Below are 15,501 nucleotides of genomic sequence, written 5' to 3'. Positions count from 1 at the left end.
TACTTGTATAATTATGTATCATAGAAAATATCCTTTTTTGTACAGATTATACCATAGATTCTAAACAGGTTCTTATAGAGATCGTTTATACAGAAGAAAAGAATGGGATTATTCAAAAGTTTTATCAATCTGTCGCTAAAGGCTTCACCCCTGCTACAGATCTATTACCTCATTTAGAAATATTAAGCGAATCAGGTCGCCAAATCTTTTTACAAATGATAGAAAGAACGAAAAGCCAAATTCTCGCTGCACCAGAAGAAGCTTTTACATTACGAAATGCAAGTGAAGATCCAGCTAAGTGGAATTACGTTTCATCCTGCTGGGAATTTGATGCTACGCCAGAACAATTTCAAGTGTGGGTGAAAAAGTTTCATCAATTGATGGCTGAATTAAACGAAATTACAAAAGGTGCAGATAAAGATCCGAATAGTAAACCTTATTATATTTCTACTACTGCACTTCAAATCGCTGAGAGAACAATGCAGCAATTTATTAAAGAAGAAGAAAAATCGTAATACGATTTTTTTTACTGAGACGGTCAAATTTATTTTACCGAATAAATTTATTATAAAGGAGTAGATAAACTGGACATATTAAAAAACCGGAATTTCCTCTTATTATTTTTAGGAAGAATTTTCACCAACATAGGAGATAGTTTGTATTATGTAGCCGCGATGTGGCTCGTATACAAATTAAGTGGTAATCCTTTTTATTCTGGATTGGCTGGTTCCCTTACGTTATTACCTTCTGCACTACAATTTCTTACTGGTCCATTCGTTGATAGATGGTCCATTAAAAACACCCTCGTCATCACACAAGTTTTGCAATGCATTCTTATTTTAATCATTCCTATTACACACTACTTCGACCTATTAACAGTCCAACTACTACTCATCATCATGCCCATCGTAGCCTTTATCGAACAATTCGCCTATCCCGCACAGTCAAAAGCTTTACCACTTCTACTGCATAAAACACAATTATTAAAAGGAAATTCACTTTTCTCATTTGCATACCAAGGCATTGATTTAATTTGCACGACTCTTTCCGGAATATTAGTAGCACTATTTGGCGCAATTACTTTATATGTGATCGACTCTTTTACATTTGCGATTACTGCCCTTTTGTTCGTTTCATTGAAAATGCCAAAACAAACCGAAGCAAACACAGTACTTTCAACTAAGCAATATTTCACTGATTTAAAAGAAGGGTTTTCAATCGTCTTTCGTTCCTTAATGGGCGTCTTCTTAATCGGTTCCGTTGTCGCTAATTTTTCAATCGGTATGACGATGGCCATACTCCCTTCTTTCGCTGATTCTTTAGGCGGTGTGAAATTATATGGTTTCTTTTTAGCAGCTATATCAGCCGGTTGTTTAATTGGAGCATTATTCAGTTCATGGGTTGGTAAACATAATGTTGGCCGTGTCTCCATTATTAGCTTTGCGACTGGCGCTTTCTTTTGGTTTCTCTCTACAATTGTACCGTTTCAATGGTTATCCATTTTTTTATTCGGCTTAGCTTGGATACCAATCGGCGCGACCAACATATTATTTGCGACAATTGGTCAAATTGTAATTCCAAACCAATATCTTGGGCGTATCAATTCAGTCACACGGAGTATGGGAACAATTGCTATGCCGCTTGGCTCTTTAATTGGCGGATACACTGCGAATGTATATAGTAGCCAACTCATTTTCGCCCTCGCTAGCATCGGGATTTTATTCATTTCTCTCGTATGGCTGCTTCATCCAAAATTACGGGCTTTGCCGAAAGCTGATGAAATTACGGCGGATACTTTTGAGCTTCGGTTTAAGGAAGAACGCGGGAAAGGTGCGGCTTTATAGCAGAAACAAGCATAACCCCGTTCTAAATTTAGAACGGGGTTATGCTTGGATGTTAAGTTTTATTCAATAATAACGCCTTTAATAGAACGATCTAAAACGTTCAATCAACGTTTTGCTGGCCATGCCCCCTGCATTTTCCTTAATTGAATAATTTGGCCCGTATGATAGGCATCATGAAGCATGATATCCAGTAATTTCCCCTCAAGTGAATTTTGTTCAAGCTCTTTTTCAGAAATTGCACTCAATACCTGTCTTAAATTACGTTGAGCATTTTCAGAACGTTCAACGACTTTCTTCCATTCTTTCTCATCATTAGATTGATTGGTAAGATAGAAGGTTTCACCACCATCGAGATTATTTGTCCATTCACGGCCTTCCAAGTTTGCAGCAAGTCGCTCTTTGTAATAAGTGAGATGATTAACGTTCTCCCAAATGGTATTCGTTACCTCTCCTGATGGTTTCCACATAGCCTGTTCGGCTGTAAGCCCTCCTATAGCATGTTTAAACGGTGCATACCAACTCTCTTTATCGAATGTTGAATCTAGTGCGTTTAATAACAAGTCAACTCGTTTCAAAATAATCTCCCCCTAAATAGTTACAGTTCTCATCAGACCCTTATAACTCTGTAGGGATTCTACATGTTCAAATAAACTTCCTGCTAATCTCACTCCACAAACTCATCCGATTATGTAATTAAAATGACTCACATTTTTTCACTTTACATGTATACTAACGATCAAAAAAGAAGAGGCCGCTCCAAACAGCCTCTTCCCTTACATCTATTTCGGAAGCTCCACCCGAACAGTCGTCCCTTCCCCTTTCGTGCTATAAACTGAAACAGTTCCTTTATGCATTTCTACAATCTTCTGCACAATCGATAATCCTAAACCGCTACCTTCTACATTTCTTGCCCTTGCCGTATCTACTTTGTAAAAGCGATCAAATATACGATTCCTTTCTTCTTTGTCCATGCCGATTCCGTTATCGGATATAGAGATAATGATACTAGACTCTAACTCTTCGACAAAAAATTCAATGGTCCCACCATCATTTGAAAACTTAATACTATTCGTAAAAATATTACTCCATACTTGATGAAGCAAGTTTTCATCACCTTGTATTGTAATGTCCGGCACATCAAATTCAACGGCGATATCTTTTTCCCGCCATTTCCATTCGAGCATAAAAATGACGTCTTTAATTTGCTTCTGCAAATTGAATTCTTTTATTTGTAGAACTTTTTCTTCTTTATCTAGTGATGCAAGCGTGAGTAACTGTTTACATAAACTAGACATCCGCTTACTTTCGCCTTCAATAATTTGTAAGTAATGGTTTCTTTCTTCCTCACTCATCTTTTCTGTTTGCAATGTTTTCGAAAATCCTTGTATGGAAGAAAGCGGCGATTGAAATTCATGCGAAACATTCGAAACGAACTCCTGTCTCATTTCATCTAATTCTTTTATACTTTTCGTCATCTTTTGGAAGCTTGTAGATAACGTTCCTATTTCATCTTTTCGTTTTACATCTAATTCAATTTTATATTCACCACTCGCAATTTTTTGCGTAGCCTTCGTGAATTTACGAATTGGACGAACGATATATCCTGCTGCAATCGCTATAAAAATGATGCTTAATACAACGATGAAACCGAGTAATACCGCTAGAAAAATTCGCATCTCGCCGAATTGTTGCTGAATGTCAGGACGAATAAATAATGCGTACTGTTTATCACCATGTTTTAGTGGTACACCGACACTATTAATTAATTCATTATCGAAAAATCCTGTAATAAAGAGGCGCGTTGGATACGTGGAAACACCATTAAACGTTTCCCCTTGCAATACTTTACGGACTGTATCATCACCTATCGTCGTCTTACGAAACGCATTGCCGATACGCTTTCCATTCTTTTTGTCGTCAACAATATAAATTTCATACCCTAACTTTGCAATAGAATGCAAGTACGCTTCTTGATTTTCTTCACTTTGCTTTTCATATAACGATTTAACTTCCTCAGCGTACATTAAAATCTTTTCACTATTATACGGCTTTAACTTCACTTGATAATATACGTTCGTTAATAAAAAGCCGATAATACTACTAAGTAACATAATCCCGACCGTCATAAATACAAATCTAGAGTATAGTGATTTCATTTTATTTCAACTCCAACTTATAACCGAGTCCGCGTACTGTCGTAATTTGAAAATCATCAGTTCGTTTTGAGAAACGATCTCGTAGCCTCTTCACATGAACGTCAACTGTTCGCTCATCCCCTTCAAAATCCATTCCCCATACTAATTCAATTAGTTCTTCTCTTGAAAATGTTCTTCCAGGATAACTAGCAAGTTGTGATAATAATTCAAATTCCTTCAGCGGAAGCAAAATCGTCTGACCGTTACACTTTACTTCAACACCTTTTCTATCAATTGTCGTTCCGTGCAACGTAATAATATCTGCATTCAGCATTTGATAGCGACGTAATAAAGCTTTCATACGGAAAATTACTTCAGCTGGTTCAAATGGTTTTACAATATAATCGTCCGTACCAGAAATGAATCCTTTTTCTTTATCAACTAACTGATCTTTCGCAGTTAATAAAATTACAGGTATATCATGATACTTCCGGATTTCTTCACATAACGTATAGCCATCAACAAACGGCATCATAATGTCTACAATCGCAAGATGAATGTTTTCCTTCTCTAATACGTCTTGCGCTACCTTTCCATCTTCAGCCTCAAAAACTTTAAACCCCTCTTTTTGTAAATGGTAATGTAATAACTCTCTAATATGCTTATCATCATCAGCTAATAAAATATGTATCATCTTCATTAAACCCTCTCTTGTTCATCCTTCTACATTTCTTACATTAAGAAACAATTGGTTTTTTTGCAAGAAAAACAAAATGCTACGAAACAGTTGATAAATAAAAAGAATCTATTTTGAAAAAAATTATTCAAAATAGATTCTTACGTTTTAGTATTAAGATTATTTTAGCCAAAAAGAATTTCTAAGCCTTAGAAATATCAACAAACCCTTCTCCGAACACATCACGAACATCGTGTATAGCAATGAATGCAGCTGGATCCGTAGTTTGAACAATCCGTTTTAGCTTCACTACTTCTTGCTTATTAATAACAACATAAAGAATTTCCTTCGGAGTTTTCGTGTAATAGCCATGACCTGAGTACACAGTAACCCCTCTGCCCATTAAGGTAGTTACCTTCCCGGCAATTTCATTCGGATTATCAGAAATAATCGTAATGGCTTTCTTCGGATTTAAACCTTCAATTACAAACTCCATCACTTTCGTTGCTACATATAGCATAATAATTGTTATCATCAGTTTTTCTGCACCAATGATGAAATACGATGAAAACGCAACAATTAAATCGAAGAACAGTAGCCCGTAGCTAATGCTCCATCCTAAATATTTATGTGTCATCCTTGCTAAGATGGTAGTACCTGCAGTTGTTCCGCCAACGCGAATAATAAGACCGATCCCGCATCCAATAAATATTCCTCCGAAAATGGCATTTACGAGCATTTCATCAGAAGCAATCGTCCAGCCTTCTGTCAAATGAAGAAATAGTGAGTTTGTAACTACAGCAATGATTGTATAAATTGTTGTAATCTTATTTAAAAATTTATAACCGGCTATTAACAAAATCGCATTTAAAATTAAGTTAACTAAACCCGGTGACCATTCAAATAAATAGTACGTAATAATCGTGATACCTGTTACCCCACCCTCACCAAACTCGTTCGGGATAACAAACAAATTGACACCTAACGCAAAAAGAAATGCACCGATAATAATAAAAATAATGTCTGTCGTTCTTTTTTTCATACAGTACCTCACTTCTTATGTAAATATTTATTCTGCCATAAACTCTCACTATTATATCGTGGAATATTCAAATCGAACAGTGGTTTGTTTTTATTTTAATATAAGATAAAAAATCAACATTATTTATTATGTACTGCAAATAAAGTTTTGATTTCACCCGTAATTTACTTTTAAAAAGAAATGCTGAACATTGACTTGCACAAATTTCAAATAAAAAAGTACCCATCTAATTGTCATACGCAATGATAATTAGATGGGTACTGCATGATACATTTAGTTTTCACATGTATTGTTTGGAGAAAATTGCAAATAACGACCTATACTCGCCTTATTAAGACCAAATCCATACATCATCATTATTTTCAGCGTTCGTCTTTGCTTCATGAACTTTTTCAATATGATCAACTGTGTTCCAGTTAATAGAAATACCGCCCCAGCCTACATACTTCATATCAATTTTTACTTTCTCACCCACATTAAATACTTGTCCCTTTGTTAAGAAAACATCAATACTATCTTTCTTCCCGTTTAGCGATGGATACTCAACTACAACATATTTAGTAGCACCGTCTCCCTCATCTTCCATCGTTCCTACTTTTGATACTTCTCCAATTACATAATCGGGTGAGCCATCTTCTTTCATGTGCATACCTAACTTGTCTGTTGTATTTTCAACTGCAGTTGCAACCATATATTCTGTAAAATTACGCATCATAGATCCAATAGCTTTTACTTCATCTCCTACTTTCACGTTTGAAAGTGAATCAATATACACACTAACAGGTTCCTCATATTGCTTAGATTTTACAACAATCACACCATTATCTACTTCTACTACTCGTCCTTCTAACGTCGAGAAATTCGATTCAATAGAAGCTGCACTTGCTTTTGTTAGTTCTAATCCTGGTACATTTGTTCCTGATAATGCTGCGATCCCTAAAGCACCTGCTAAAATTATTTTTTTCATACCCATATGTAACATCTCCATTCATGATGATTTTATTTTTTTGATTGGTATCGACCAACCTGTAATCATTATAGTTACAGGTTATAAAAATAACAACTGTTTTCCTCATGCAATGATGCATACTGTGATTTTCAAATATAAATTTTAGCAAAAAATATTTGTAGATTATTCCTATATTCAGCACTAATACTAAATTCTCAAATTACAGCAGGTGAACTTATTGAAGGCGGAGAAACTAATGTCATGTTCAATGTTCTTCAACTCTACGGTTTGTATAGCCGTAGTTCATTAAATTATATAGGAGCGGGATTTATATGTTAATAAAGCCAAAGAGGTTACAAGTAGGAGATATCGTGGCGACAGTAAGTCCTTCATGGGGAGGCGCAGGTGATTCTGAGATAAGATAACGATATGACAGGGCTCAAATAAATAAAAACACTCCTATAAGATATGACTGTGAATTAGTACTTTTCAAATGATAAAGGGGGATTTACGTGTATGGAAGTAACATTTACAGTAAGTAAGTGGGATGAAAAACCAATCGATGATAATAAAAAAGATTTCCCTATTAATATTGCTCATGTCGAATATGATATTGATGGGGAATTAAAAGGAAAGGCTTTTGTTGAATACTTATTATATTATTTAGACTCAAATATAAATGATGGTCACTTAGCTACTGCTAAAATTTCTGGATTTTTACACTTTGAAGGGATTTATAAGGGGCAACAAGGGACATTTACAGCTCTAGAGCAAGGAATATTTGATAAAGGAAATTTAGATTCCCCAGGAACAATTATTAAAGCTACCGGTAACTTAGAAAACCTGAGAGGATCCTATAATTATCAGTTTACAGGTCAAACTAGTAAACTAATTTTAGAGTTTGAATTTCAGCAAAATACCTTATAATTTAGTGGAAAGGACATTTCTTGTAATACTAGGAATGTCCTTTTTGTTGACGAGTTTATTCAAGTTAAAAATGAACAGAGTATATTATCAGTATTCAGCAATGCATAAAATTTTCTTCATGGGGGAATTAAAAATCTACGCCCTAGAGATATCATGCCCCCACCTATTCATTTCTTTTCTTACTAATTAAAGAATAATCCCCGAAAAACTCCCCTTCATAACTTCCTTTTCAAGTTGATTCCTACATATAAACGTCGCAATAATTTTTGTACGATTTTTTTCATCAGGCTCAAATTGTTCAATAGTTACGTCACAACGAATCGTATCGCCGCTAAAAACAGGACGTAAAAATTCAAAATCCATTTTGCGAGCTAGTACGTTATAATCACCGCCAATTTTTGTAGGCAATGTTGATGTTAACAGCCCTTGTACAACAAATCTTTCCTGCTCATCTGGTGTAACATGATGAACACCTTCATCTTTCGATACTTCTGTAAATAACGCAACATCCTCTTTCGTAAAAGTTCGTTCAAAGGTGATTTTTGCGCCTACTTGCAATTTCATTAATCCCCCTCCTCAAAAACACTTGTAAAATATGAAAAACCGAAACTAAAAATCATTTCGGTTTTTCTAACTAAAGAAGTCTATTTACTTTAAAGAATGAACAAACAACCCACTACGCAGTTTCGGTTCAAACCACGTTGATTTTGGCGGCATAACTTCTCCAGCGTCTGCGATTGCTAATAAAGCTTCCATTGATGTCGGATATAGTGAAAACGCCACTTTATATTCACCGCTATTTACAAGACGTTCTAGTTCTTCTAATCCACGGATTCCTCCGACAAAGTCGATGCGTGAATCAGATCGCGGATCATGTATTTCAAGCACTTGGCTTAATAAGTGATCTTGCAGGATAGATACATCTAAACCTCTAACAAGATCATTCGCATCAAACGTTTCCTCTTTCACAGTAAGCTTATACCACTTCTTATTTACATACATACCAAATGATTTGGGCTCATTTGGTTTATACGGAGAAACAGTTGCTTCTTCTACATAAAAGTACTGCGTAATTTGATTTGAAAACTGTTCCTCTGATAAGCCATTTAAATCTTTCACAACTCGGTTATAATCCCAAATCGATAATTCATCATGAGGGAATAGAACCGATAAGAAGAAATTAAATTCCTCTTCTCCTGTGTAATTTGGATATTGTTCTCTTCGCATAAGTCCTACTTTTGCAGCTGATGCAGAACGGTGATGCCCGTCTGCAATATAAAGATTAGGAATATCTTCAAATGCGTTTACTAAAGTCGTAATTACATCTTCATCTACAATCTTCCACACAACATGCTTAACACCGTCTTCTGCTGTAAATGTATAAATTGGCGCATGTTCTTCTTTCCAGCTTCTAATTAAATGCTTTACTTCATCTTTTGTACGGTACGTTAAAAAAATCGGACCTGTATTTGCGTCACACACATCTACGTGGCGAATACGATCTAGCTCTTTTTCATGACGTGTTCTTTCATGTTTTTTAATTGTATCATCTTCATACTCATCAATAGATGTACAAACGACAAGGCCTGACTGCGTTCTTCCTTGCATCGTCAGTTCATAAATATATAGCGCTGGCTCTTCATCTTGTATGAACACTTCTTCTCGTATAAATTGCTTTAAATTGTCACCCGCTTTTTCATACACGCGATCATCATACGGTGACAGTTCAGGATCTAAATCAATTTCTGCTTTATCAACATGCAAGAAAGAATTTGGATTCCCTTTTACAACTTCCCTTGCCTCTTCACTATTTAATACGTCATACGGTAAAGCTGCCACTTGTGCCGCTTTTTCCTCTACTGGACGAATGGCCCGAAACGGTCGTATTTTTGCCACATTCCTCTCTCCTTTACACAATCATTCGAACGGCTACAACACCTGTAATTTTGCTTATATTTTCTACAATATTCTCTTTTATTATATCATCAATTCCGTTATCGATATCAATCATTGTGTATGCCCAAGAATGTTTACTACGATTAATCATATCGGCAATATTAATATGATGTTCCGCTAAGCATCCTGTAATTTGCCCTACCATATTCGGAACGTTTTGATGCATAATTGTAATTCGTTTCTTTCCGATATACGGCAGTTCTACGTTTGGATAGTTTACTGAATTACGAATATTTCCTGTCTCTAAATATTCACGTAATTGACGTGCTGCCATTACTGCACAATTTTCTTCCGATTCAGATGTAGATGCACCAAGGTGAGGCGTCGCTGTTACATTTTTCATCTTTATCACATTTTCATTCGGGAAATCCGTTACGTAATGTGTAATAACATCTTCTTCTAACGCTTTTTGAAGAACCTTTTCATCTACAAGTTCTCCTCTAGAGAAATTGAATAGACGCATCCCTTTTTTCATCTTCTCTACAGCGTGTTCCCCAATAATCCCCTTCGTTTGATTCGTAAGAGGAATATGCAGTGTAATATAATCACACGTTGCAAAAATTTCATCAAGGCTAAACGCTCTTTGCACATGTGTAGAAAGACGCCAAGCTGTTTCAACTGAAATATAAGGATCATATCCGATAACATCCATCCCTAACGCTAACGCATCGTTCGCAACTAAAGCACCGATTGCGCCAAGTCCGATAACACCTAGACGTTTCCCTGCAATTTCTGATCCAACAAATTGTTTTTTTCCTGATTCAACAAGCTGTGGTACTTCTTCACCCTCTAAGTTTTTCGTCCAACTTACACCATTAATAATGTTACGTGAAGACATAATAAGACTGGCAATAATGAGTTCCTTTACGGCGTTTGCATTTGCCCCCGGCGTGTTAAATACTACAATTCCTTTTTCTGTACATCGCTCGACAGGAATATTATTTACACCAGCGCCAGCTCTTGCAATCGCCTTTAAGTCTTTTGAAAACTCTTCTTGATGTAAAGAGTAGCTACGAAGCAAAATTCCATCTGGGTGATTGATTTTATCCCCAACTTCATAACGTTCTTCAGTAAAAACTTGTAAACCTTTTTCTGCAATTTGATTTAACGTTTGAACACGAAACATATCCCCATCTCCCTATCTATTCTCAAGCTCAAATTCCTTCATATAATCTATTAATTGTTTTACACCTTCCACTGGCATCGCATTGTAAATACTTGCACGCATACCGCCGACTGAGCGATGTCCTTTTAGCGTAACGAAACCGCGTTCCTTCGCTTTTTGTAAAAACTCATTGTTAAGTTCTTCTGACGGTGTTGTAAATGGAATGTTCATAAGTGATCGATACGCAGGGTCAACTGGTGAAGTAAACAATTTAGATTCATCTAAAAAATGATAAAGAAGTGAAGATTTCATTTTATTTTGTTCTTCAATCGCAGATACTCCGCCTTGCTCTTTCAACCACTCTAGTACAAGTTTTGTTACGTAAATACTAAAGGATGGCGGTGTATTATATAAGGAGTTATTTTTACTGTAAGTTTCATAATTTAACATTGTCGGACAAGAGCGATCTGCTCCCCCAATTAAATCTCTTTTTATAATAGCAATCGTTAAACCCGCAGGTCCTAAATTCTTTTGCGCCCCCGCATATATAAGACCAAACTTCGAAACATCATATCTCTCTGATAAAATATTTGAGGACATATCCGCAACGAGCGGCACTCTTTCTACATGTGGAATTTCCACATATTTTGTCCCTTCAATTGTATTATTCGTTGTAATATGTACATAATCTAGTTTTTCATCACTTAATAAACCGTCCAGTTTAGGAATCGTAGTAAACTTCTCTTTTTCAGAAGAAGCAATCACTTGTACTTCCCCAACTTTTTCGGCTTCTTGCAGTGCCTTTTTAGACCATGAGCCAGTTAGTACGTACCCAGCTTTTTTATACGTATTCATTAAGTTCAACGGTATCATAGAGAATTGTAATGACGCACCGCCTTGTAAAAATAAAACTTCATACTCATCAGGGATGCTCATTAATTCACGAAGTAAGTTACTCACTTCCTCTATAATACTTTGAAAATAAGAAGATCGATGACTCATTTCCATAATAGACATGCCTGTCCCGTTATAATTTAAAAGCTCCTTTTGCACTTTCTCTAAAACTGGCAAAGGGAGTATTGATGGTCCTGCTGAAAAATTATAGACTCTCTCCATTACCCTCATAACCTCCCTATTTCTCATTTGATTATTTTTTAAACTTTCTGAATTATAACCTAAAATATAATATACGGTCAATTTGTTTTCTATTATTACGGCGCAAGACGCGATGGAATCGCTTGCAAGTGCAGACTTTTTTATGGACATATAAAAAAGTGTTAAGTACATAATCGTACTTAACACTCTAATAATGAAAGAATAATAGCTAGTCGTTCGTAAAGAACCGATCAAAAATTTGATAAATAGCAGAAAGACCAATGAGCCAATAAATAGTGTCCACAAGCGCCGGCATAGAACCAAACCATTTCTCAACTACATTGTAATCTAACGCTACAAATAACCAATTCAAACCGCCAAGAATCACCAAAATTACTGTAAGGTAAGACAAAAATTTCATTATGATTGCCCCCTAGGTGATAAGATGGTGAAAGGCCTTTCACTAGAAATATATGTAGTAAACTTTAAAACTTACCTATTTTATAAAAATTATTTTCGGTACCACCCGCTAATAACTGCCTCTGCTTCTTTACTATGTATTTGATACGCATGTGTACTATCATTAGAGCCAATAAACCAAATTGAAAAACCTTTAAAATATGGTTTCGGTTCTAATACATCGCGGTAAGCACGCCATCCATTTAATTGTACATCTTTCGAAAACACATTTGAAACATCTGGATTCCATGGATTAATCCAAGTTCACGTGCTGGAACATTAAATCCACCGAAGTAAACTGGCTTTCCTGTTGCATTATGTAATTTTTCCAATTGCTGAACAACATTTTGCCCACGATTATATACTGTTGTCGCAAATAAACTTTGTTTCACTTCTTCATATGTTGGATTCCTTTTTCCTGAAACTTCAAACCAACTATCTATGCTAACAATATCCACCTTTTTTAAATACGGGCGATTGATTTTTTCTTTAAACTTCGCTTCATAAGAAGAGTCCCAGCTTGCTGTTAACCACCAGTTCATTTGATACAAAACATTTCCTTTATACTGATTACGAACAAAATCAATTGTATCGCTCCAGTATCCTTCTGCATACTCCATATTCACGAAATTAGAAGCAATCTTCAGTCCATACACATTGTATTTACTTGTAATGGAATTAAAAATATCTTGCAGAATAACCGTCTTCCAATTCCAGAAGAAATCATTAATGTTACCTGGGTTCCATTCTGTCTCTCCAACATTCCCCTGTTGAATATACGGGAACGGTTCCACTATAACTTGAATATTACGCTTTAATAATTCTTGAATTAAAATAATAGCTTGTTGCTTTTGCGCTTGATTAATTACCATGTTAGTAGAAGTCACATTTGGGATATCTACTTGAATCGGTACATTTACTGTATTTAAATTTAAGCGCTCCACATCCGCTAATACTTTCGCTACATTTCCAACTTCCCATACTGTTACGTTTCCTGATTTGATTTTTCCAGATTGAACAGTATTTACATCTGCCTGTACATTTCCTTGAAAACAAAAAGAAAACAACATAATAAACACTCCTAAAAAACTTATTAAACTCTTATTTTTCTTCACAACTTTCCCCCTATAATTTTTGGCTTTCCTGATTATTTTATACAACGTTTCACATTTATTCCAGAAAAAAATGAAGTAACACCTTTGTCAATAAAAGTGTTATTCATACTAACATCCTAAAAATAGTAAGATAAATAAAAAAAAGAGCGTATTTCCGCTCCTTTTCTTATCTTTTCACGATTGAAGTTATTGAATTTTTTCTGATAATCCAATCATATCTATCTTTTCGCATAAATCAATTTTCATACTCATAAATGTATCAAAAAATTTTTATCTATATTCGCTTTTTGTTTGTATTACTTTTACATTTACTTCATTATTTATCTTTGCAGTTAAGAATTCCTTTGTTCTTCTTTCAAAAATCACACCATCATACAAATAAATTCTTAACTGTGTACAAAGCAATAATTACTTCTTTAAGAAGTACCCATTTTCTTGTCTCAATATATGGACAAGAAAATGGGTACTAAATGAAAGGTGCCTATAGTTAATTCAGCATTCTACACTGTATAATTAGTTCCTACTTTCCTGTCTTTCTACATCACAGATATTGATTTTCTTGAATCCATATTGTTTCCGTATCTCCAGTACTCTTGTTCAAAGCTCGTTCAGCTACAATAACTGTTGATGCTGTATATAAAGGTAATCCTAAAAAAGTAATCGTAATTGAACTAGAGAAAACGGATGATGGTTGGAAAATTAGTAAATCATAAAAAACGGTCTAGAATTCTAGACCGTTTTTTAGTTCCCTCAATCTTCTTCAAAATCACGTAGACTAGCAAGCAATTCTGTAAATGTTGAGCAAACTGGATATATTGCTTCCTCTATGTCTTCTTCCTCATGATCCCAGAATACGATTGATGGTGAATCACTCGTATTTCGATAATCGAAGCATAAAAGATTACCGAATGGATCTCTAGCAAAAGGATAAATTTTATCAGGTAATCTATCTTTCGTATTATTATATGTTTCTAGAATGGAGTATTTTTTATTAGAATCTAGGGTTAAAAGATTATTGAGTGAATTTTCATCTTGATTTGGAATATTAAAAGTATCTGGCGTAGGATATCCACCATCATATTTTTGTACACACTCTATAAAATCATTAGGAAATTTAATATTAAAGTATTGTTCTAATTGTTTAATTTGATTATTTGTTATTTTGTTCTCATTTGCATTGATCCATGTAATGTGATTCATGACTAAGTACCTCCCTATTTATCGCTATCTTTTCCCCAAATTTTATATCCACCTGTATGACCGGTATCATGATGAGTCTGATAATCTACAAGTTGCATTCTTCCAGCATCTTGATGATGATGCCATGTATAATGCTCTGGCGTTTTACCTATTTTAAATAATTGAATTTCTTCCTCTGTGAATTTTAAAGCTAATTCAGGATTTTCCATTATTTGTTCATATAATGCCTTACTACACTTTCTAGACTGTGTTGTTCTAGACTTTTTGAAATCTGCCTCTTTTAATAGTACCTCACCTTTTGATTCAAAAATAGGAAATCCGTCAGCATCGTATGGAATTCCTGTAACTGGGTGCTTGTCTCCTGCTAAGTCTCCTTTTCGCAAACGAATTGTTTTTGGACCATTCGCGCCTTCATAAGTATACGTAGCTGCTTTCTGTAAATATTGTTGTGTACTACCGACACCTGCATATGAGAGATGATTACCACCCTTAAATTCATAATTGTTTAATATATGTAATGCATTTCTATATGCCGGAGAATTAATTACAAGTGATTTCCCTTTAGTAAAACCTGTAATAGCAGCTAACTTCCCAACTTGTCCTGCTTTACTAAGACCCTTATCCCCCAGAAGTCCGAGTCCTAACGTTGCTATACCATAAGCTATATAATGCTCTCTACTTTCCAGATCCCCATTCCAAAATTTATTCATAAATGTATCTGATACAGTGTTCCATGCAGCAGGAATAGTCTCCCTATAGTTTACAATCGCATCTCGCATATTAAGCCAGGTTTCTTTATCACCTAAGGATATCAGTCCTTCCCACGCATCCACTGCACCATCTACAAACCCATTAGAAATACCAGTCCACGCAGCATTTAAATCCTTTATATTCAAAAATGAATCTGCTGATTTTGGAGGAAGTTTTCCACACATGGCTCCTTCTTGAATATCAGAGTCAACTAAATTCCCACCATACAATTCATCCGCTTCTCGAAA

General features: G+C 35.2%; 14 protein-coding genes and 3 pseudogenes. 4 read left to right on the top strand and 13 right to left on the bottom strand.

Annotated features, from left to right (window positions below):
• Positions 1–62: 62 nt before the first annotated feature.
• Positions 63–515, top strand: a pseudogene (locus tag ACQRBL_RS14125) (ArsR family transcriptional regulator); the annotation flags it as partial.
• 69 nt (positions 516–584) lie between these two features.
• The gene (locus ACQRBL_RS14120) at positions 585–1,844 is read left to right on the top strand and encodes an MFS transporter (protein WP_411996689.1); all 1,260 of its coding nucleotides are present in this window, start codon (positions 585–587) and stop codon (positions 1,842–1,844) included.
• A gap of 104 nt (positions 1,845–1,948) precedes the next feature.
• Here the strand turns inward: ACQRBL_RS14120 and ACQRBL_RS14115 are convergent, their stop codons facing one another.
• The 5 genes from ACQRBL_RS14115 to ACQRBL_RS14095 all read right to left on the bottom strand — a co-directional run bounded on the left by ACQRBL_RS14115 (position 1,949) and on the right by ACQRBL_RS14095 (position 6,670).
• Entirely contained in the window at positions 1,949–2,419 is a 471-nt protein-coding gene (locus ACQRBL_RS14115) for a DinB family protein (RefSeq protein ID WP_086396821.1), read from the bottom strand.
• 204 nt (positions 2,420–2,623) lie between these two features.
• Entirely contained in the window at positions 2,624–4,000 is a 1,377-nt protein-coding gene (locus tag ACQRBL_RS14110; protein WP_411996688.1) for a sensor histidine kinase, read from the bottom strand.
• A 1-nt stretch (position 4,001) separates the two neighbouring features.
• Positions 4,002–4,679, bottom strand: coding sequence for a response regulator transcription factor (locus ACQRBL_RS14105; protein WP_080348454.1), 678 nt, complete (start codon positions 4,677–4,679; stop codon positions 4,002–4,004).
• 178 nt (positions 4,680–4,857) lie between these two features.
• On the bottom strand, positions 4,858–5,697 hold the full coding sequence (locus ACQRBL_RS14100; RefSeq protein ID WP_000747488.1) for a YitT family protein: 840 nt from the start codon (positions 5,695–5,697) through the stop codon (positions 4,858–4,860).
• Between the two features lie 331 nt (positions 5,698–6,028).
• Positions 6,029–6,670, bottom strand: a complete 642-nt coding sequence (locus tag ACQRBL_RS14095) for a hypothetical protein (RefSeq protein WP_411996687.1) — start codon at positions 6,668–6,670, stop codon at positions 6,029–6,031.
• Between the two features lie 492 nt (positions 6,671–7,162).
• Here ACQRBL_RS14095 and ACQRBL_RS14090 point away from each other — a divergent pair, with 492 nt between their 5' ends.
• The gene (locus ACQRBL_RS14090; RefSeq protein WP_000454093.1) at positions 7,163–7,573 is read left to right on the top strand and encodes a DUF3224 domain-containing protein; all 411 of its coding nucleotides are present in this window, start codon (positions 7,163–7,165) and stop codon (positions 7,571–7,573) included.
• Between the two features lie 186 nt (positions 7,574–7,759).
• Here ACQRBL_RS14090 and ACQRBL_RS14085 read toward each other — a convergent pair whose 3' ends face one another.
• The 6 genes and pseudogenes from ACQRBL_RS14085 to ACQRBL_RS14060 form a co-directional block, all read right to left on the bottom strand.
• Positions 7,760–8,137: a MaoC family dehydratase gene (locus tag ACQRBL_RS14085; protein ID WP_098276709.1), complete on the bottom strand. Its 378-nt coding sequence runs from the start codon at positions 8,135–8,137 to the stop codon at positions 7,760–7,762.
• A gap of 84 nt (positions 8,138–8,221) precedes the next feature.
• Entirely contained in the window at positions 8,222–9,469 is a 1,248-nt protein-coding gene (locus ACQRBL_RS14080) for a DUF1015 domain-containing protein (RefSeq protein ID WP_411996686.1), read from the bottom strand.
• A 13-nt stretch (positions 9,470–9,482) separates the two neighbouring features.
• Positions 9,483–10,655: a 3-phosphoglycerate dehydrogenase family protein gene (locus ACQRBL_RS14075; RefSeq protein ID WP_023522481.1), complete on the bottom strand. Its 1,173-nt coding sequence runs from the start codon at positions 10,653–10,655 to the stop codon at positions 9,483–9,485.
• A gap of 12 nt (positions 10,656–10,667) precedes the next feature.
• Complete coding sequence (gene serC, locus ACQRBL_RS14070; RefSeq protein WP_023522482.1) at positions 10,668–11,750, bottom strand: 3-phosphoserine/phosphohydroxythreonine transaminase; 1,083 nt, start codon at positions 11,748–11,750, stop codon at positions 10,668–10,670.
• Positions 11,751–11,958: 208 nt separating this feature from the next.
• Positions 11,959–12,150 (bottom strand): DUF378 domain-containing protein, encoded by a 192-nt coding sequence (locus ACQRBL_RS14065; RefSeq protein WP_000670804.1) that lies wholly within the window; start codon positions 12,148–12,150, stop codon positions 11,959–11,961.
• 89 nt (positions 12,151–12,239) lie between these two features.
• A pseudogene (locus tag ACQRBL_RS14060) lies at positions 12,240–13,303 on the bottom strand (glycoside hydrolase family 113).
• Between the two features lie 599 nt (positions 13,304–13,902).
• Between ACQRBL_RS14060 and ACQRBL_RS14055 the strand changes: the two are divergent.
• Positions 13,903–14,016: pseudogene (locus tag ACQRBL_RS14055) on the top strand (DUF4878 domain-containing protein); the annotation flags it as partial.
• Between the two features lie 37 nt (positions 14,017–14,053).
• On the opposite strand, the gene ACQRBL_RS14050 reads toward ACQRBL_RS14055, so the two are convergent.
• Together ACQRBL_RS14050 and ACQRBL_RS14045 are read right to left on the bottom strand one after the other, a co-directional pair.
• Complete coding sequence (locus ACQRBL_RS14050) at positions 14,054–14,503, bottom strand: SMI1/KNR4 family protein (protein ID WP_023522484.1); 450 nt, start codon at positions 14,501–14,503, stop codon at positions 14,054–14,056.
• A gap of 14 nt (positions 14,504–14,517) precedes the next feature.
• The coding region (locus tag ACQRBL_RS14045; RefSeq protein ID WP_427734753.1) for an HNH endonuclease at positions 14,518–15,501 on the bottom strand (984 nt) is incomplete at its 5' end.

Source organism: Bacillus sp. AF62 (genome assembly GCF_050312695.1).
Taxonomy (GTDB): domain Bacteria; phylum Bacillota; class Bacilli; order Bacillales; family Bacillaceae_G; genus Bacillus_A; species Bacillus_A cereus.
This window is presented reverse-complemented; position numbering and strand designations above follow the sequence as displayed.

What these genes read in the sequence shown, in the direction of transcription:
- ACQRBL_RS14110 (WP_411996688.1), bottom strand. Translation starts at nt 4,000, where the DNA reads ATGAAATCACTATACTCTAGATTTGTATTTATGACGGTCGGGATTATG.
- ACQRBL_RS14105 (WP_080348454.1), bottom strand. Translation starts at nt 4,679, where the DNA reads ATGAAGATGATACATATTTTATTAGCTGATGATGATAAGCATATTAGA.
- ACQRBL_RS14100 (WP_000747488.1), bottom strand. Translation starts at nt 5,697, where the DNA reads ATGAAAAAAAGAACGACAGACATTATTTTTATTATTATCGGTGCATTT.
- ACQRBL_RS14095 (WP_411996687.1), bottom strand. Translation starts at nt 6,670, where the DNA reads ATGGGTATGAAAAAAATAATTTTAGCAGGTGCTTTAGGGATCGCAGCA.
- ACQRBL_RS14090 (WP_000454093.1), top strand. Translation starts at nt 7,163, where the DNA reads ATGGAAGTAACATTTACAGTAAGTAAGTGGGATGAAAAACCAATCGAT.
- ACQRBL_RS14085 (WP_098276709.1), bottom strand. Translation starts at nt 8,137, where the DNA reads ATGAAATTGCAAGTAGGCGCAAAAATCACCTTTGAACGAACTTTTACG.
- ACQRBL_RS14075 (WP_023522481.1), bottom strand. Translation starts at nt 10,655, where the DNA reads ATGTTTCGTGTTCAAACGTTAAATCAAATTGCAGAAAAAGGTTTACAA.
- serC (WP_023522482.1), bottom strand. Translation starts at nt 11,750, where the DNA reads ATGGAGAGAGTCTATAATTTTTCAGCAGGACCATCAATACTCCCTTTG.
- ACQRBL_RS14065 (WP_000670804.1), bottom strand. Translation starts at nt 12,150, where the DNA reads ATGAAATTTTTGTCTTACCTTACAGTAATTTTGGTGATTCTTGGCGGT.
- ACQRBL_RS14050 (WP_023522484.1), bottom strand. Translation starts at nt 14,503, where the DNA reads ATGAATCACATTACATGGATCAATGCAAATGAGAACAAAATAACAAAT.